The organism is Brevundimonas subvibrioides (assembly GCF_027271155.1).
GTDB classification, from domain to species: domain Bacteria; phylum Pseudomonadota; class Alphaproteobacteria; order Caulobacterales; family Caulobacteraceae; genus Brevundimonas; species Brevundimonas subvibrioides_D.
Window position 1 is genome coordinate 2,672,205 of record NZ_CP114542.1, and the last position, 19,038, is coordinate 2,691,242.

A 19,038-nucleotide genomic window follows, 5' to 3' on the forward strand; every position below is an offset into this window, starting at 1 on the left:
CTGTCAACTCGCTCGGCAAAGAGAAGAAGGGCGCGCGACCACTCCGCATCGTCGATGCCGTCTGCGCTGAAACACGTGAACCAGCCACCGCCGACGGTCGGCCGCAGTGGTTGAATGGAGGTCACGCGCCACCCGACGATCCCCTGCCCTGCCCCGGTGCGTCGGGAGTAAAACGTCAGCGCGGAACCGACAGCATCCGCCTCTCGTCTTTAGAACCGGATCCTCAGGTCCAGGCCCGCCGAGTGGCTTTCGGTCCGGTCACCGTATTCACCGGTGTAGCTCAGACGCAATGACTCACCGTGGTCGCCGAACCAGCGCAACTCTGCACCGGCCCGGTAGGCCTGACCATCGATCGGGCTGGCGATGTATGCCGGCATGGCCTCGGGATTGGAGCCCTGCAGGCGCATTGGCGATGTGAGCTGGTCATCGGTGTGGAACACTCCACCGAGGGTCACCGCGAAGGTGACGCCGTTGCGGGTTTGATCGCCCACAGCAAAGCCGAGCGAGAGTTCCGGGTTGAGGGTGCCGATCAGGTCCGTATTGGCATGACCCTCGACCCCGAGACCTGCCAGACCGGCCTCCTTGAAACCTGCGTGGTGCAGGGCCGTCACCGAGGCCCTGAACGCCGGACGTGCGAACAGTGCGCCGCTCGAGAAGATGCGCGCCACCTGGGCACTGGCCTGCAGATAGCCGCTGTTCGGCGAAGAGGTCCCTTCCAGGGGTTCGAACACATTGACCGCCCGTGCCGTATCGATCTGCTGCCAGCCGCCGCTCATCGACACGGCGACCTGGACCCCATTGTCGGAGTTGCGTCGAAGGCCCAGGCCGCCATGGAAGCCGGTGCCTTCCGATACCGCGCGCCAATCCCCGACCTCGATCGACCGAATTCGGTCGTGGCCTATGGCACCGCCCAGCATCCAGCGATCCTGCAACGGTCGCTCGAAGCCGGCCCGGAAGCGCGCCGTGGCCTCGCTGCGGACACTGAACGCCTCAAAGTCGGTGTCGCGATCGAAACTGCTCATTTCGACCTGGGCCCAGGCGCAACGGTCTGTCGCGGGATCGACGACCGAACCGCAGTTGAACATCTGACTCGAGAAATCCCGTGCGGCCGTAAACTGGGCGACGGACATGGCGACGAGGGGCTCGGGATTCAGTTCGGTGAAGATGGAGCTGTAGAGCGCCTCATCGCCCGTCTGGAGATTGCCGATCAGGGTCATGAGGCGACCGATCCCGGACGATCCGCCCTCAAGGATGGCGGAATTCATGTGGAACCCGAGGGTGCGGCCATTCACGTTCAGGAACGGCTGTCCGAAGCGGGGCGTGAAGGCCAGATGCACGCCGTCGCCATCGGCCTCGATCCGGTAATCCAGGCCCAGGGTGTCGCGGATATTCAGACCATTGTCGGTCCCGTTACCGCCCGTTGCGAACAGGGTGACGCGATCGGCATTTTCCAGCCAGGTCAGGATGACGTCGCCGGTGCCGTTGACCGTCGCATCACCGCTGACATTGACGCGATCGGACGCATAGGGACCGAAGGCGACATCGAACGCCAGATGGCCGGCGGCCGTCTGGACGAAATTGCCGTCCAAAGCGACGGTGTTGTTGACCCGCGCCCCGAACAACAGATTGAGCGAGGGATCGCCCATACGATCCAGATTGCCGAAGGTCGCGCCCCCCGCGAGGTCGATCGGCAGGCGCGAGGCGCTCAGGCCCATGAGGAAATCGCCCGCATTCGTGAAGGTGCCGCTGCTGCCTGGCCCGTCCTGAAGGTCGATGATGCTGAAGGCGGTGAAGACACCACCGACCCCGTTCAGGACGCTGTTGTTGCCGGACCCCAGGTCGAGGTTGCCGAAGATCTGACCGGTGTTCTCGACGCGATCGTTCCCGGCTCCGGTGTCGATCGCCAGACCCGAGGTGGCCGAGACGGATCCTGACGTCCGGATCCGGTTGTTCGCGCCGCCGGAGAACCGCACACCGACAGCACCCCCGCGGATCAGGCCGTTGGACGTCAGGTTGATGTTGCCCGCGCCTGCGGACCCCAGGCTCTGTGCCAGCACGCCCACTCCATTGGCATCCGGTGCGAAGATCGACCCGGAGACCGTCAGATCGATCGTGCCGCCGCGCCCGGTGCCCCCGGCCGTGCCCGCAAACAGGCCATCGACCCAGCCCCCGCCGCCGCCAAGACTCTGTGCAATAAGGCCGTAGGTCCGTGCGCCGGACACGACAATGTCGCCGGTCTGATTGAAGACGATCGCGCCGCCGTCGCCCGAATTCGTACGATTCAGGCTCACGGTCGGCGCGGTGAAGGCCCCGAAAACGGCTCCTCCGCCGCCGCCGATCGATTGCAGGAAGACACCGTGCGAACCGGCACCTGCCGTCGAAATCCGGCCGCTGTTGGTCACCGCAATGTTGCCGCCGTTGCCGGACGCCCCCGCCGAGCCGCCCAGACTTACGCCAGGCGACGCGACGCCCGACAGGCGAACCTCGCCCCCGCCGGCCCCGATCGACTGGATGATCAGTCCGGGCGCATGGGCCCCCTGGGTCGTCACGCCCCCGGTGAACCCTGCATTGATCAGGCCGCCGTGGAGGCCCGAGCCGCCCTGCGCACCCATGGCGATCGTTACCTGGGGAACGGCGGGAGCCGCCAGGTCGTCGCCCGCCGGAAGCACAAGCGGACCCTCGGGGTCGACCTTGAGGGTCGTGGCCGGCAAGGCGTTCCGTCCGTCGGCAACAGGAGATGCCGCAGCGCCCGCGCCCGAGATGCGGATGCTGGCCGATCCGCCGCCGCCGCCGATCGACTGCAGGATCGCACCGGCAGACAGATCGCCGACCGAGACCACTTGGCCACCCTGGGTTCGAACGATATCCCCGCCTGTGGCATTGAGCGTCCGGGCAGCACCCAGCGTCATGGCGACAGGACCGAGGGAAGCCCCTGTCGGAACTTCGATGTCCAGGATGGCTCGCCCTCCACCACCGCCGATGGACTGGATCAGGGCGCCGGGCGTGTTGCGCCCGAGGGTGGTGATGCGGCCAGTATGGCCGCCACCGATGTCGCCACCGTCGTTGTCCCTGCCGCCGACGCCGCCCAGACCGATGTCGAAGGCGACCGGCGCGGCCGGCGCGGTGATCGTCGGATCGACGGGCGCGGCCAGGCCGACCTGAAGGTCGATCGTGCCCCCGCCGCCGCCGATCGACTGGTTCGAAAGGCCCAGGCTGTTTGCGCCGGCTAGTCCGAAGGTGCCGGTGCTGTTCACCGTCACCGAGCCTGCGTTCATGCTGGAAACGTCGTCGCCACCGGCCCGCGAACGGATGACCGGCTCGGTGACCTCGGGCGCGCCGCCCGGCCCGGACAGAGCGGTTCCCAGGAGGCCGGTGAGCGCCGAGAAATCAAGGTCCAGGGTGCCCCCACCACCATTGATGCTCTCGGCCCGGATCGCGACGGAGCCTTCGCCAAGGACCGTGATGTCACCCGAGTGATTCACGGTCACGCTGCCACCGGTACCGCCGGTGCCGCCGCCCGTGGCACCGACGATCGCAGCCAGGGCGTTGGAGATCGCAAGGCTGCCGACGTCGCTCGTCAGGCTGAAACCCACCGCCGCATTGCCGCCTCCGCCGCCGATCGACTGGGCCACAATGCCGTGCGAGCCCGCGCCGCGGGTCACGATCGCGCCGGTATTGGTCACGGTGACCGCACCCCCGTTGCCTCCGCTGCCACCGGTTCCGCCGATGGCGATCAGCGGCGATGTGCCCGTCGATGCCAGGGCCCCGCCGGCCGCGACAGCCATGCCGCCGTTGCCGCCTCCGCCGCCGATCGACTGGGCCACAATGCCGTGGGCCCCTGCGCCCGAGGTGTCGATCAGGCCGCCGTTCAGCACATCGACGCGGCCGGCCGCATTGCCGCTGCCACCACTGCCGCCGAGGTTGAAGCCGATCGAGACGGAGTCTGTGCCGACGCTGAGGCCGGTCATCTGCAGGATGGACGAACCATTTCCGCCGCCGCCGCCCAGACTCTGGGCGAAGATACCGTATGCACCCTCCCCCTGCGTCAGGATAGTGCCCGATCCGGTCGCCCCCGTCGGGCGGTTGATGACGCTGACATTGCCGCCCGTGCCCCCCACGCCGCCGCTGCCACCGACGTTGATCGCCACACGATGGTCCTGCTCGCTGGTGCCGGTCACCCCGGCCACGATATCGAGCACCAGACCGGCGTCGCCGCCGCCACCGCCCACGCTGATGGCGCTTATACCCATGGCGTCGCGGCCGAGGGTCTGGATGTAGCCTTCGTTCAGGACACTGACCGAGGCGCCGGTGCCACCGACGCCGCCCGAGCCACCGACATTGAGGTCGACCGACTGGGCGCTGCGTGTGCCGGCCACGCGGATGTTGGTCACGGCCCCACCCATGCCGCCACCGCCGCCGACGGACTGGGCACGGATGCCGGCCGAGTTGAGGCCGGAGGTCGCGATCAGGCCGCGATTGACCACCGAGACAGCGCCGCCGTCACCGCCGGTGCCGCCGTCACCGCCCACATTGACCGATATGCTGCGCGAAGGCCCCGAGCCGCCACCCCCGCCGCCGCCGCCCGGATCCAGGGTCACGAGCCCCGTGATGATGTCCTCGATCGAGGGCGGTGCGATGATGTCTTCCAGGCTTTCGTATTCACCGACGACACTGCCTCCGGTGCCGCCGCCACCACCGATGGACTGGGCCAGAATGCCGTCCGAGTTCTCTGCGAGGGTGATGATGCTGCCTGTGCTGGTCACCGACACCTGACCTGCGACGGCCCCGATGCCCCCGGACCCGCCGACCGCGAGACCGGCTGAGCCGGCCGTGCCGGAATCGCGGGCGACCATGTCGCTGGCCGAACTGCCCTCGCCGCCGCCACCCCCGACGCTCTGGGCCATGATGCCCCGCGACTCGGCCCCGCGCGTCACGATCGCAGCGCTCGATGTTACGGAGACGTCGCCCGAAACCGCCCCGACCCCGCCGTTCAGACCGATGGACAGGCCGACGTTGTAGGACTCGTCATCCTCCGTCGTCGTCGATGCTCCGATCGAGACAAAGCCGCTGCTACCTCCGCCGCCGGCGATCGACTGGGCCAGAATGCCGGAGGAGAGATCGCCCGACGTGTCGATGGCCCCGCCTGCGATGACCGACACGTCACCTGCGGTTCCGCCAAGGCCACCCGCGCGGCCCAGAGTCATTGTCAGCTCGTTGGTGGCCTCTTCGCTCGAGACATCGTCAACCGATGCATTGCCGCCGCCGCCGCCGATGCTCTGCGCCCGGATACCGGCCGAGTTGTAGCCGGACGTCACGATCGTGCCGACGTGGGCGACCTGGACGTCCCCGCCGCTGCCGGCCGCTCCGCCGGAGCCGCCGACCGCCATGGTCAGCGCATTTGCGTCGCTCATCAGCCCGCGACCGAGGTTGAAACTGCCGTTGCCGCCACCGCCGCCCACGGACTGGGCGAAGAGGCCGTCACTCGTCTCGCCGTCGGTGACGATGTCACCGGCATGGCGAACGCTGACCGTGTCGCCATTGCCCGCGTCGGCACCGCTGCCTCCGACGCTGACCACGGCCGCCACGGGATTGCTCACCGAGGACCCGCGGGTCGCCGCGAACGTCAGGTTCATGCCCGCATTGCCGCCGCCTCCGCCGACGCTCTGGGCCAGCAGGCCGGTCGAACTGTCACCGAAGGTGCGGATCAGGGCCGACGCTCGCGTCTCGACCCCTCCGATCGTTTCGTAGCCACGGGTCACAGTGACCGAGCCCGCATGGCCACCCGCGCCACCCGAACCACCGATGCCGACCGCGACCGGTTGTCCGCTCGGGGCCAGGACACCGGTGACATTCAGGCCACCCGAACCACCCCCGCCGCCGATCGACTGAACCAGAACGCCGACCGAGCCTCCGGTAAAGTCGACAGCCTGCAGAACGGAGGCTCCGCCGCCCGGAGGGGTGACCAGCCTGCCGTTGACGATCACATTGCCGACGCTGTTCAGGCTGACGTCGCCCGCATCGGCGCCCGCGCCGCCGGTACCGCCGATTCCGGCCGCAAACGCCAGACCGCTGAGGCGGCGCGTGCCACCGGCGGTCGTGATGTTTCCGGCGACATTCAGCCCGCCGGAGCCGCCGCCGCCGGCCACGCTCTGAACCAGGATACCGGTCGAATCGACGCCCTCGACCTGGACCTGGCCCCGCTGGGTCACGGTCACATTGCCGCTGCGGTTTCCCGCACCTCCGTTTCCACCCATGCCGAACACCATCGAGGGTTCGGTCGCCTGACGATCGGCCTGAAGGCCGCCGGAAAGGTTGATCCCGCCGTGGCCGCCACCGCCGCCGATCGACTGAACCATCAGGCCGCGTGACCGGTTTCCGGCCGCGAAAAGGTCTGCCGTGACGCTGGCGCTGACATCACGCCCCAGACCGCCGCCCCCCCCGAAGCCGCCGATGCCGGCGGTCAGTTGTCCGTCCATGGCGATGCCGCCAGAGATGTTCATCCCGCCGGAGCCGCCGCCACCGCCGATCGATTGCGCGGTCACCGCCGAACGATCATCACCGGCGGAGACCGCCTGGATCCGGGTCGCGCCCGGCCCGCGCAGGGTCAGGTTCACCGTGCCGGCGTCGCCGCCGGCGCCGCCAAAGCCGCCGATGCCGATCGAGACCGCACGCCCGGCATTGGCCGGACCGGGCGGCGTCACAGAGATCTGGCCCGTGACGTTCAACCCGCCGGCCCCACCCCCGCCGCCGACGCTCTGAACCAGAACCCCGTTCGAGCCGTTCAGCCGTTCACGGCTCCCGGGCTGCAACACATCGCCGGTCGCCGAGTCACCGAGATCCACCGCGGCAATCCGGGTGTCCGAACCCAGGCCCGTCGCAATCACATTGCCGGTGATCGAAGCCGTGACGGCGCCCGCGTCACCGCCGTCGCCGCCGAACCCGCCGAGGCCGAATCCGAAAGCTCCGGCATTGCCGTTTGTCGTCGCCGCGATCCCGCCGGAGACATTCAGTCCGCCCGCGCCGCCGCCACCGGCGATGCTCTGGACAATGATCCCGTCTGAGTCCGCACCGTCCGTGCGGGTGTCACCGACACGGGTCAGGCCTGCGGTTCCGGAATTGCCGCCACCGCCGCCGAAGCCACCGATGCCTATGGCCGCTGACCCGGCGGTACCCGCTCCGGCCACGATCGAGCCCGTGATGTTGAGCCCACCCGCTCCGCCGCCGCCGCCAAGACTTTGGACAATCACACCATCGGCTTCATCACCGCGAGTGTTGTAGATCCCGGTCACCGTCGCCTGGACGCTGGCGCCATCGCCGCCGTCCCCGCCGAAGCCACCAAGACCGAACCCGATCCCGACCGCAGCACTGCTGCTGGCCGTCAGTGCCATGGTGCCGGTGACATTCATGCCGCCCGCGCCACCACCACCGCCGACGCTCTGCATCATTGCCCCGAAGGCACCGTCGCCCAGGGTGGTGACGTCTCCGGTCAAGGTACCGGTCACCGTGCCCGCATTGCCGCCACCGCCGCCGAAGCCGCCCAGGCCGACACCGATGGTCCCGGCCATCCCGGATCCCGCGCTGAGGCCCCCGGTGATGTTGAAACCCCCTGCGCCGCCGCCGCCGCCGACGCTCTGGAGGAGCACACCGTGAGCCTCGTCGCCGCGGGTCAGGACATTCCCCGTCAGGGATGCCGTGACATTGCGGCCCATGCCGCCGTCGCCGCCGAAACCCCCGACGCCCACGCCCAGATTGCCGCTGAGGCCGCTGCCGAGCGTCAGGCTGAGGCCCGCCGTAATGTTGAACCCGCCGTTGCCGCCGCCGCCGCCCAGCGACTGGGCGCTCGCGCCGAAGGCTCCCTGGCCGAAGGTCTCGATATCGGACGTGATCGTCGCATCGACATTGCCGGCATCGCCGCCGCCGCCCCCCAGGCCGCCGACACCCACCAGCAGATTGCCGGACCCCGTCTGGGACAGGGCCACCCCGGCCGATACGTTGAAGCCACCATTCCCGCCGCCGCCGCCCAGCGACTGGACCAGAATGGCCGAGGCATCGTCGCCCGCCGTCAGGACATCGCCGTTGATCCGGGCGCTTACGGCTGCGGCGTCTCCGCCATCGCCACCACTGCCGCCCACGCCGACACCGATGTTGCCGCCCGCTGTCAGCGAAGCCGAAATGGAGCCGGTGATGTTGAAGCCGCCATTGCCGCCCCCGCCACCGATGCTTTGGGCCACGATGCCACGCGCACCGTCGCCCCCGGTCTGGACCGCCAGCAGACTGCGCGCCGGATCGGCCACGCCCGAATTGACGTCCAGCGAAACGGCTCCGCCGGTCCCGCCCGATCCGCCGGACCCGCCGATACCGATGCCGATCGTACCGCCGGCCCCGGCCGAGCCCGTGATCCCGCCGGTGATGTTGAACCCGGCGTTGCCGCCTCCGCCGCCCACGGACTGGGCCAGGACGCCGTCACTGCCCAGCCCGGCCGTCCGCGCCGCTCCGGTCACCGCCAGGGTGACCGCGCCCGAACTGCCGCCGCCGCCGCCCGAGCCCCCCAGGCCGACGTTGATCGCTCCGCCCGCACCTCCGGTTCCAACAATCCCGCCAGAGACGTTGAAACCGCCCGAACCGCCGCCACCACCCAGACTCTGGGCCACGATGGCGCTGGACTGATCACCCAGGGTCGTAACATCGCCGACCACGGTCGCACCGACGCGTCGGCCGACACCGCCGGTGCCGCCCGAGCCACCGAGGCCGACCGTTACGGCCGCGGCACTGCCACCCGAGCCGGCGATCCCTCCCGAGACATTGAATCCGCCGGAGCCGCCGCCGCCGCCAACCGACTGGGCCAGGAAACCGCCGGACTGATCGCCGAGGGTGCTGATGCCGACCGCGCTCGCGTCGACCTCGCCGGCGTTGCCGCCGCCGCCGCCCGAGCCACCGAGGCCGATCGCCACGGCCGCCGCGAACGAGCCGCTACCGCCGATCGCGCCCGAAACGTTGAAGCCGCCATTCCCGCCGCCGCCGCCCACCGACTGGACCACGACACCGCTGGACTGGAAGCCCTCGGTGTAGACCCGTCCGTAGGCGTCGCCGCGCACCTGGCCGCCGCTGCCGCCCGATCCTCCCGACCCGCCCATGCCAAAGGCACCGGCACCGCCGAAGGAACCGCCTGCGCCGATCGAGCCGGTGACGTTAAAGCCGCCATTCCCGCCACCGCCGCCAACCGACTGGACCAGCAGACCGCCGGACTGGTCCCCGAAGGTCGTGACCCTGCGGCCCGTGCTGCCGGTCGCGGAGCCTCCCGCACCGCCACCACCGCCCGAGCCGCCCAGTCCGACGCCCAGCGCCCCGGCACCCGTGCCGCCAGCGATTGAGCCGGTGATGTTGAATCCGCCGTTGCCGCCGCCGCCGCCGACGGACTGGACCACCACGCCGGTCGACCGGTCGCCCAGGGTCTCTACGTCACCAAGCACATGACCCGTGACGGTGCCGCCAGCCCCGCCTGAGCCGCCCGAGCCACCGATCCCCACCGCGACGCTGCCCGATGCGCCGGCCGACGCCGCGATGGCACCGCTTACGCTGAAGCCGCCGTTCCCGCCGCCGCCCCCGACGGACTGAATCAGGGCTCCGCCCGCGTCATCGCCCCCGGTATGGATCGCGCCATCGAAATCCGCAGTGACCTGACCCCCGGCACCGCCCGACCCGCCCGAGCCGCCGACGCCCACCGACACGGAGGCCGCACCGGCGGCACCGGCCGCCGCCGCGATCGTGACGGTAAACCCGCCGTTGCCACCCCCGCCGCCAACCGACTGCGCGACCAGACCGGTCGAGAAGTCACCGCGCGTCTGGATCAGGCCGCCGGAGTCGACGGCGACCTGTCCGCCCCGACCGCCAGAGCCACCCGAGCCGCCAACACCGACAGAAACCGAGCCGCCACCGGGGCCGCCCGCGCCGGAAAGAGACACGGCAAAGCCGCCATTCCCGCCGCCGCCGCCCACGGACTGGGCGAACAGGCCTTCGGAATAGTCGCCCTCGGTCAGGATCGACGCTTGGCCATCGACCCTGACGAGGTCGCCCAGACCGCCGGAGCCGCCGCTTCCGCCCAGGGCCAGACTGAAGGCCCCGATGAACCCGCCCGTGACCTGGGTGGCAAATCCGCCGTTGCCGCCGCCTCCACCCACCGACTGGGCAAAGATGCCGCGCGAACGATCGCCGCTGGTCTGGATCAAGGGGTTCAGCGTGGTCGCAGCGCCCAGCACGGTGACCGTCCGAGGCGTCAGATTGACATCGACCTGGCCGCCGTCGCCGCCGTTGCCCGCCGAGCCACCGATGGCGACACCGGCGAAAGCGCTGAGCGACCCGGCCGCGCCGCCGTTCCCGCCACCGCCGCCCACCGATTGCGCGAAGATGCTGTGAGAGTCGTTTCCACTCGTCGTGAGATCGTGGCTGGTGTTGACGGTCACCAGGCCCGAACGACCGCCGCCGCCTGCGCCGCCGCCGATGGCGAATGCACCGCCGGTGGACCCACCGTCCCCACCCCCGCCGCCGATCGACTGCACCTGAATGGCGCTGGACAGATGGCCCGCCGTCTCGATCGCGCCCGCGTTGGTCACGGTGACGGCGGCGCCATCACTGGCCGCCGCGCCGCGACCGCCGAGGGTCACCAGCCCGCCACCCTCGCCGCCGTTCCCACCGCCGCCGCCGACCGATTGAGCGAAGATGCCGCGTGAGAAATCACCGCTGGTGCCGATCGTTCCGTTGTTCGTCACCGTGACGATATTGCCGTTGCCGCCGGCTCCACCGACACCACCCAGGGCGACCAAACCGCCAGAGGTCGATCCGGAGCCGCCGCCGCCGCCGATCGACTGGGCGAAGATGCCGTCGCCGCCGCGTCCCTCTGTGACGATGCGACTGGATGCGCCTGTCGAGATGGTGACCGTGCCGGCCGTGCCCGCCGCTCCGCCACTGCCCCCCAGCGACACCAGGCCGCCGGTGCCATAGGCCGATCCGCCGCCGCCGCCGATCGATTGGCCGAAGATCCCGCGCGACCCCAGGCCGGTCGTTTCGATCCGTGCTCCGGAATCGATGATGACGTTGCGGCCGATCCCGCCCCCGCTCCCGCCGGCACCGAACGCCACCGCGCCGGCGGTCACACCACCGTTGCCGCCCCCACCGCCGATCGATTGACCAAAGATACCATGGGAAAAATCGCCATGGGTGGTGACGAATGTCCCGGCCCCGGCCCGAACCTCGGCCTGCCCCCCGTTACCGCCCGTTCCGCCCTGGGCTCCCAGCGAGACCAGGCCTGCGCTGACCCCGCCGTTGCCGCCGCCTCCACCGATCGACTGCGCGAACAGACCGTGCGAACCGGTTCCGCTTGTCGTGATGGCCGATCCGGTTTCGGCCCTGACGATTGCCGTACCGCCGTTTCCGCCCGGCGCTCCGCTGGACGTGAAGGTGACGATCCCGCCCGCATTGCCGGAATCCCCCCCGATCCCGCCGATGCTCTGGGCGGCGACACCGAATGAGGCACTGCCGTAGGTGGTGATGCTGCCGAAATTGATGGCCTCGGCCTGCCCGCCGTCACCGCCCGTATTGCCGTCGCCACCCGAGCCGGTGATGCCATAGCTGCTGCCGCCGTCGCCGGCCGCGCCGCCGAGGCTCTGGGCGAAGACCCCGTGCGCTGCGACGCCGCGCGTCGTGATGGTGCTATAGTTCGTAACGGTGGCCGTGCCGCCGACACCGCCGGAACCGCCCGAACCGCCGCTCGAGAAGCCGATGCTTCCGCCGCCGGGTCCGCCGCGTCCCGCGCGGCTCTGGGCGACCACACCGTGAGACTCGGCCCCTGTGGTCGAAATCGTGCCGACCCGCGATGTCAGGGTGGCACTCCCACCGGCCCCGGCATTACCGCCGCGCGCGCCGCCGGATCCCAGATAGCTGGTCCCGCCGCCCCCGCCGTTGCCGCCAATACTGGCCGCGATCAGGCCCGGTGTCGCGGCGGTCACCGTCGTGATGTTCCCGTTGGACGCACCAACGGTTTCATTGATCGTCGGTCCCGTCCCGCCGTTGCCCCCGGCCCGTGCGGAGACGAACAGCGCTCCATCGCGCCCTCCCCGGCCGCCGCTGCCCCGTTGGACGAACGTCCGGCTATTGAGATCGTCGGTGCCGGCCGGGAGGGTGAGGGTGTCGCCGCCCGCACCGCCGCTCGCATCGGTCAGACTCAGCGTCGTGACGACGTCCAATGTCCGAGAGTCCGTAAACGTCACCCGCTCAACCAGATTGGTCGTGGCGTTGACAGTGGTCGACGCAATGGTGACCAGCGGGACGGGCGCATCTGGATGGGCCGGATCGGGGACGAAGGCCGGATCGGGAATGCTACTGCCGATACCTGTGGTGGTCAGAATGAACAGGTCACCGTCGACGATGACGCCATTGTCCTCGATCGAGACGACCACCATCGGCATGCCGGTCACCGGATGGATGACCGTGTCGCCGATCTGGAGAGACGATTGTAGAAGCGGGGGTGTGACCACCCTGGCCGCAGCCACCATGGGGACGGCCAGGGCAGACATGCCCACGACGATCAGCGCGATGCGTCTGAGGCTCCGGGCCAGGCGAGGTCCCGCCCTGAGATCGACATGCTTGCGATGGCGCGACCTGGAGAGTTTCAGCAGGCGCTCTCGCAGCTCGCCCAGCGCACGTACGATGGTTTCGACGTCCTCGCCACCGGAGCCCGAGAGCATGGCGCAAAGGCGATCCAGTTCGGCGACGGCGGCCCGGCAGCTGGCCGAAGCCGGGGGGGCCCGGTCGATCCGGGCTGCGAGTTGATCAATCAGCCCTGCGACACGGACAAGCTTGGGCTCGTTCGACTGCTTGATCACGACTGCCCCCCGCAAAGTCCGGGCGCAGACCCTTACAGGTATTTTAACCTTTTAGAAGACGAACAGGGTCATAAGATTTGCTGATGCATCATATGTACATTCGGCGGTCCAGCTTGCGGTGCCCTGGACGGAGGATGGCGCGATCCAGACCGGAGCCTCCCCTGTCAAACAGGGAAATAGGGATTTTTTCGCATTTACCGTCTATTTTTATGAATGACGATAGCCAATAAGGGCGGCAGTAGACCGGCTTCCTGAATGGCCGAATGGGGATCGGTTCGACCCTCGAGGCAACCTTGAGCATCCTCGACGGTGGTGCCTATAGCTGGAGGTTTAGTTGACCTATCGTTCTTTTCGCAGTCTAGAAGATTTAGAACGCACGGGCTCAACTGCACGCATCCTGAATTTGCTCAAGGTCTATCGAGAAAATGGCACCGAACAGGAATGGATCGAGAAGCCTTTATTTGCCAATCGAGAATTGAACTCCAGCATCATTATCAAGCACAGACTTCGACAGAATGAGCATGATAGGTTTTTTGCTCCACGAAAGAATGCGACCAAGATTGTAATACCGATAGAGAAGAGCGACCTTAAAACAGGTGGAAGATATATATTTGTAAATCAGATTAATTTTGAAGACGTCATGCAAGAGCATTTTGGCGTCAGCAGAGATAGCCAAGACCTCGTCGTTCTTGATATTATGGACAAACTACCTTCGCTTGATCCATTTTTACTAAAAGAGCGTCTGTCACGATCCAACATAGTTCCGGCAAATTGCTATTTTGCTTTAAGCGATAGCGATCTGCTAGCCATGCAAGATTTTGTCAAGCTGGAGATTACGCCTCTTGTCAAACTGAGCATGGAAGATCCGAATGCGGAGACTCGATCCATAGATCGTATGGCTGCCATGATTTTGTCAAATGCGCCCGGTGCGAATAATGATACACTCGGAAAGACATTAAGACTTAATCCAAGTCAATTTCAGGAAGGTGTTTTCTCCTGGAAGGGTTTCTTGTATTATAAATGGTCCCTGGGTGCGCTGCTGAAAGACATATCAAGCGTTGCGGATAGAATCACGAATGTAAAACCTATCGGCGCTATGGATAGCGCGTCCAGAGATTACATATCAAAAAGCAGAAAATTTCTCCGAAGAGAGATCGGGCGCGCGTGTGTAGAGGTTCGAAATACAATAAAGATCTATGAGACGGCGTACAGCGCCTTAACAAATGACGGAAATCCTCTGGCATTCAAGAACTTTCTTCTGGAAGCCCCCGCTCTCTTCGATCAACTTGGTGAGCAGATCGGTGTGATACAGCATATTGTGAGTTTTTCTAAACATCGGTTCGGCCCCAAATCTGCTTCTATCACGGCCGAAGAACTCATGGATATTCTGATGGATTTTGAAATGAGCCTGCGCAGGCAGGATGTTGATGATCTGGACTAGGCCTGTTCCCGGCTTGAACGAGTCCATCATGCACGACGTGGATCCGGGACTCGCGGCCGGTTTGTGAGGATCAGCCCCTGGATTGTTCGGGCACCGTCCCGGCGCGCAGCGCTTCCGGCAACCGCCACGATAGTCATGACCTGGAAGAAGGCCGGGACCTCAGTCGCGGGACGGCCACCGTTGCAAGGCCAGCAAGACCTCCCTGGCCAGCAGTTCCGACGGGCCGTCGCCGCCCTTTCTTGAGACCAGCGCCATCTCGCTGTCGCTCAAGGGGGGCAGGTGTCCGTGAAGGCGCGGCAGGTCCGGGGGCGCTGTCGCGGCCGGCAAGACGCCAATGCCCAGTCCTCCGCGCAAGGCGGCCAACTGCCCTGACAGGCCGGGTGACGTAAACGAAGCACGGTAGGACAGGCCCGCCGCATCGAGGGCCTCGATCGCGCGGCGGCGATATATGTCGGGGGCCGGAGCCACGATCAGGGGAAGGGGCGAAATCTCCTGAAGCGACGGGTCAGCGGCAACCCAGACGAGGGGTTCTCTCCAGACCCGCACGCCCTCGTCCGCGCCCATGAACGCGCGCTTGACGAGCGCGAGATCGAGCATGCCGCGCGACATCTGATCGAGCAGGTTGGGAGTATAGTCGCAGGTAACGGTCAGCCTTATGCGAGGATAACTGCAGCCGAAACTCCCCAGGATGCCGGACAGGTGCGTCGTGGCTATGTCTTCGGGCGCACCGAAACGCACCTGGCCTTCCACGCCTCCATCGCATGTGCCGGCTACGATCTCGTCATTGAGCCGAAGCAATTTTCTGGCCTGGCGCAGCAGGGCCGCCCCTTCCATTGTCGGCGCAGACCTCTTGCCGCTCCGATCCAGCAGCGTCGCGGCCATCTGTTCCTCGAGCCGACGGATCTGGAGACTGATCGCTGGCTGGGAGCGGCCAAGAAGTGCCGCCGAGCGTGTGAAGCTGCCCGTTTCGACGACCACGACGAAGGTCCGCAGCAGGTCGACGTCCAGGTTCTTGAATCGACCGCCCATGTCTTCTGTCCTGTTGGTCTTGGCCTCCTTGTCTCGACGCCCGGCACGATCCCGGCGGGCGCATTCGCGCCCTAGCCGCCGGCTCGCAATCTTCCCGGGCCATAGAACGGCTGCCTGTTGCGCTCCATGGCGTCAGGGCGAGCGCCTTCGTTCGCTTCCGGGCCTGGATTGGACGAGCGGGTGTTCAGCCCCATCTCCGCCCCGGGAGCGGTCTCGCGGCGGACCCTCCAGCCATTTGGATCGAGGCGTGGCCGAACCACGGTCCAGGGCGCGGCAGCCCGGTCAGGCGCGTATGAAGCTGCCGGGGCAGGAGCTTCTGCCCCGTACCCACGCGGGGCATACGCCATGATTGAGCTTGGGGCCGTGGCCGCGACGTTCGCCATGCCCTGGACGGCAGCCGGAGCCTGCCGTGTTTCGGCCGCGACCGATGTCGTCGGCGCAATGGGAACGGTGATCGGGAGAGGCGACGCGAAAGCCCGAAGGCGGCGATAGCCTCCCGAGGTATCGATGGTCTGATCGGCCGGGAGACAGGTCGAGCCTGTCAGGCCATAGAGCTCTGCTGACACATCAAAGACGCCGCGTTCGATGAGGGCGCGTACCCCGAGCTGTAGCGGCTCCAGAGCACTCTGTCCGCCCGACAGGTCGACGAGCACACCCCCCAGAATGTCGAAGACGCCGGCGCGGATCTCACGCCCGACGATCTGCTTCTGGTAGGCGGCAATCGCAACGACCTCCTGCGAAACGGAGTCAACCAGTCGCAGGTCAATCGCCACATTCATGACGAAACGCGAGGCACCGAAGATCGTTTTCGCTTCGTCGGCGTCGAGCGAACCCAGGGCTGCCTCTCCACCCGAGGAGGAGATGTTGTAATTCAGCTCGGTGATGCCACCGACGAGATAGTAGCGCGAACCGGCGATCTGACCGGCGTTGACCGGTCGAACCGGACCGGGTGCCTCGCCGGCTCCCGTGGGCGTATCGGAAAGGACCTGGGCCGTGGCATAGGTCCGCTCGACCTCGGCGACCGTTTGATCGGCCCGTTCGACCAGAGGCACCCCTGCCCGCCCGAAGGCCGTCACGGCAAACAGGGACGCGCCCTGGCTGACGCGGCGTCCCGTTTCCAGATCCAGCTTTCCCGTCAGGTCCGCAATCTCGCCGACGGCGATGCGTGGAGCCGCAACGCCTCGGCCGACTGCTGAGGACGCGAGACAGGTGAGCGCCGGTGTGATGGGCGTGGCGTTCGCGGTTGCCGGGGCCCCGCCGACCGGCGCGGCATAGAGGCCGGTCTCGGGGTCGAAACCCGTCGACGCGCATCCCGACAGCAGGGAGGCGATCATGACACCCGCAAGAAGACCTCTGGTGTTCATGACGCAGCCTCATTTTCGTTGAGGCAGCCGCTGTAGGTGCCCTCGGCCTGCAGGCCGGCCAGCAGTTCGAACACGCCCCGTTCAACGAGGGTGCGGACGGCTGCCTGAAGGGGTTCGACCGCCTGGGTCCCCCCCGACAGGGCCCCGACCACGCTGTCCGAGCCCGTGCTCAGGCCCAGGTTCATCTCCCGGCCAACCAGTTGCTTCTGGAACGAGACGGTATCGACCACGATCTGAGACCTGCTGTCGACCATTCGCAGGTCGATGGCGACATTCATCACATAGTCGGACAATCCCGCCCTGCCCCGCAGACCCGTCACCGCCGTCTCGCCGACCTGGGCGTTCAGGCCGGAACTACGGATGTTGTAGTTGAGCTCGGTGATGCCGCCGACAATGAAGAAATCGGAGCCCGCGACCTGGCCGGCGAAGATTGGCCGAAAATTCTCGGCCGATTGCCCGGCCAGCTCGGGCGTGTCCGAAAGAAGATGTTTCTGGGCATAGTCAAGTTCGAGCTGGGACACTGTGTTGTCGAGCCGCTCGACGACTGGCGCGCCGGCGCGGGCCAGCGCTGTGATGGCGAAGAGCGAAGCGCCCTGGGAGACGCGGGCTCCCGTGTCAAAATCGACCCGTCCGGTCAGATCGCCAATCCGTCCCACGGACACCCGGGGGGCGCGACGACCCATCGCTCTGTTGCGCTCGGCCAGACAGATCAGCGCAGGGGTGTAGGGCGTATAGTTGGACGTGGCCTGAACCCGCCCGCCACTGACCGTTCCGTCTTCCGGTGCGGCCGCCGCTACCCCCGGCATCGTCACGCAGACGAGGCCCAGGACCAGAGTTGAAATCGAAAGAATTGACCGGGTCATATTGATCTCTGCAAAGGGATGGAACGGACCATCACTTCGGTGCCGAGGCACCGTTGGCGGTGATGTTGCCCGAGTTCGTCTGGCGAGAATCGACGATGACCGTGTTCCACGAACCGTTGACGGTAACCGTCAGGAGATTGCCGATCGCCGTGTTCGACGCGCTGTCCGCCCCCGTCGAGATAAAGTCGGCACCGCTGTTTCCCTGGGCGGGAGTGGCCCCTTCAGAGCGGCTGTAGGAGTTGCCGTCGGACTGGATGATGCCATTGACGATCAGTCGGTTCCGGCTTCCGGACTCGAGGCCGTAGGGGCGCGACTCCATTTGTCGGCCATTGCCGTAACCGGCCTCATACGTCGCGAGCGACCCACTGCGGGACGGGCGGCTCTGGGCGATGACCGGCGATACGGACAGGCCGGTGGCAATGACCACAACGGTGGCGCGGCCCAGAGCGGAGTTCAGTCGGTTCATGATTTGAGACCTTTCGAGGACCTCGGCGTCGCCGCGTTCTCACGCGGCGACACCTTGCGGTAGATGAAGCCTAGAAGCCGGTGACGGTCAGGCTGTTGCCGATGGCCGCCGCGGTCACGTTCACCGAGCCGGCGACGTCCCGGATGGTCGTGCTTACGCCCGCATAGACGCCGGCCTGGTTGACCTGCTTCGAAGCCAGAGTGCCGAAATCGGTGTCGAAAGTCGCCGAGTTGCTCAGGGCCGCCGAGGTGGTGGCCACGTCACCCTCGACATCCTGAATGGTCGCATTCAGCGTGGCCGTCGGGTCATAGGCCGCGTACTGGGTGTTGTTGATATGGCCGATCCAGTCGCCTTCGACGCTGGCGGAGTTCGCGATGGCTGCGGAGGTCACAGACACATCGCCCGCAACGTCAGCGACGGTCGCCGACAGGTCCGAGCGCACGTCGCCCCAGAAATTCTGGTAGTTGTTCAGGCTGCCAAGGCTCTCGCCGTCGGCGCTGAAGGAGTTACCGATAGCCGCCGAAGTCAGGGCGACGTCTTCGCCGATGTCTTTGATCGTCGCGTTCAGTTGCGCACGGACATTGGCGTTGTTGCGCTGCTCGGTATTCAGGCTCTGGGCCTGCGCCGCGCCGGCGGAGGCGGCGATTGTGAGGGCGGCAGCCAGGATAGCGTGGGACGTCTTCATCGTTCTGTTCCTTTCGATGCCGGGGTTTCGGCATGAGGAAGTCAGCAACGACCATACCAACTGCGCGTTTCAGAACGATCTAGAGGTTATTCACCTTTATAAGTCTGAAAACACGCTTCTTTTCGCCAAAACCGCGACTTCCTCGCGCCTGATTGACGATATCAGCGTATTGAAAACGGTGCCCGGAAGTACTCAATTCATGATGAATCTGTGCCGCAATTTCCATTAACCTCATAATGGAACACGCGATCGCGCCATTATGGGATTTGGCCGACGCTGCGGCAGAAGACCGGTTCTTCTGGACCGAGGATC

7 protein-coding genes are annotated in these 19,038 nt (G+C 66.8%); 1 reads left to right on the top strand and 6 read right to left on the bottom strand.

Annotated features, from left to right (window positions below):
- Window positions 1–209 precede the first annotated feature (209 nt).
- Complete coding sequence (locus O3139_RS13380; protein WP_269514563.1) at window positions 210–12,878, bottom strand: autotransporter outer membrane beta-barrel domain-containing protein; 12,669 nt, start codon at window positions 12,876–12,878, stop codon at window positions 210–212.
- A gap of 334 nt (window positions 12,879–13,212) precedes the next feature.
- Between O3139_RS13380 and O3139_RS13385 the strand changes: the two genes are divergently transcribed.
- Window positions 13,213–14,319, top strand: coding sequence for a hypothetical protein (locus O3139_RS13385; RefSeq protein ID WP_269514564.1), 1,107 nt, complete (start codon window positions 13,213–13,215; stop codon window positions 14,317–14,319).
- A 159-nt stretch (window positions 14,320–14,478) separates the two neighbouring features.
- On the opposite strand, the gene O3139_RS13390 is transcribed toward O3139_RS13385, so the two are convergent.
- The 5 genes from O3139_RS13390 to O3139_RS13410 form a co-directional block, all read right to left on the bottom strand.
- A complete protein-coding gene (locus tag O3139_RS13390) occupies window positions 14,479–15,348 on the bottom strand; it encodes a LysR substrate-binding domain-containing protein (protein WP_269514566.1) in 870 nt (289 codons plus the stop codon).
- A 71-nt stretch (window positions 15,349–15,419) separates the two neighbouring features.
- A complete protein-coding gene (gene hfaB, locus O3139_RS13395; RefSeq protein ID WP_269514567.1) occupies window positions 15,420–16,712 on the bottom strand; it encodes a holdfast anchoring protein HfaB in 1,293 nt (430 codons plus the stop codon).
- Window positions 16,709–17,575, bottom strand: a complete 867-nt coding sequence (gene hfaB, locus O3139_RS13400) for a holdfast anchoring protein HfaB (RefSeq protein ID WP_269514568.1) — start codon at window positions 17,573–17,575, stop codon at window positions 16,709–16,711. Before hfaB (O3139_RS13400) ends, hfaB (O3139_RS13395) begins: the two co-directional genes overlap by 4 nt.
- A 31-nt stretch (window positions 17,576–17,606) precedes the next feature.
- Window positions 17,607–18,041 carry a holdfast anchoring protein HfaA gene (hfaA, locus tag O3139_RS13405; RefSeq protein WP_269514570.1) on the bottom strand — a complete coding sequence of 145 codons (435 nt, stop codon included), beginning with the start codon at window positions 18,039–18,041 and terminating at the stop codon, window positions 17,607–17,609.
- 70 nt (window positions 18,042–18,111) lie between these two features.
- Window positions 18,112–18,726 (bottom strand): hypothetical protein, encoded by a 615-nt coding sequence (locus tag O3139_RS13410; protein ID WP_269514572.1) that lies wholly within the window; start codon window positions 18,724–18,726, stop codon window positions 18,112–18,114.
- Between the last annotated feature and the right edge of the window lie 312 nt (window positions 18,727–19,038).

Coding starts and splice junctions, on each gene's coding strand:
- O3139_RS13390 (WP_269514566.1), bottom strand. CDS start 15,348: ATGGGCGGTCGATTCAAGAACCTGGACGTCGACCTGCTGCGGACCTTC.
- hfaB (WP_269514567.1), bottom strand. CDS start 16,712: ATGAACACCAGAGGTCTTCTTGCGGGTGTCATGATCGCCTCCCTGCTG.
- hfaB (WP_269514568.1), bottom strand. CDS start 17,575: ATGACCCGGTCAATTCTTTCGATTTCAACTCTGGTCCTGGGCCTCGTC.
- hfaA (WP_269514570.1), bottom strand. CDS start 18,041: ATGAACCGACTGAACTCCGCTCTGGGCCGCGCCACCGTTGTGGTCATT.
- O3139_RS13410 (WP_269514572.1), bottom strand. CDS start 18,726: ATGAAGACGTCCCACGCTATCCTGGCTGCCGCCCTCACAATCGCCGCC.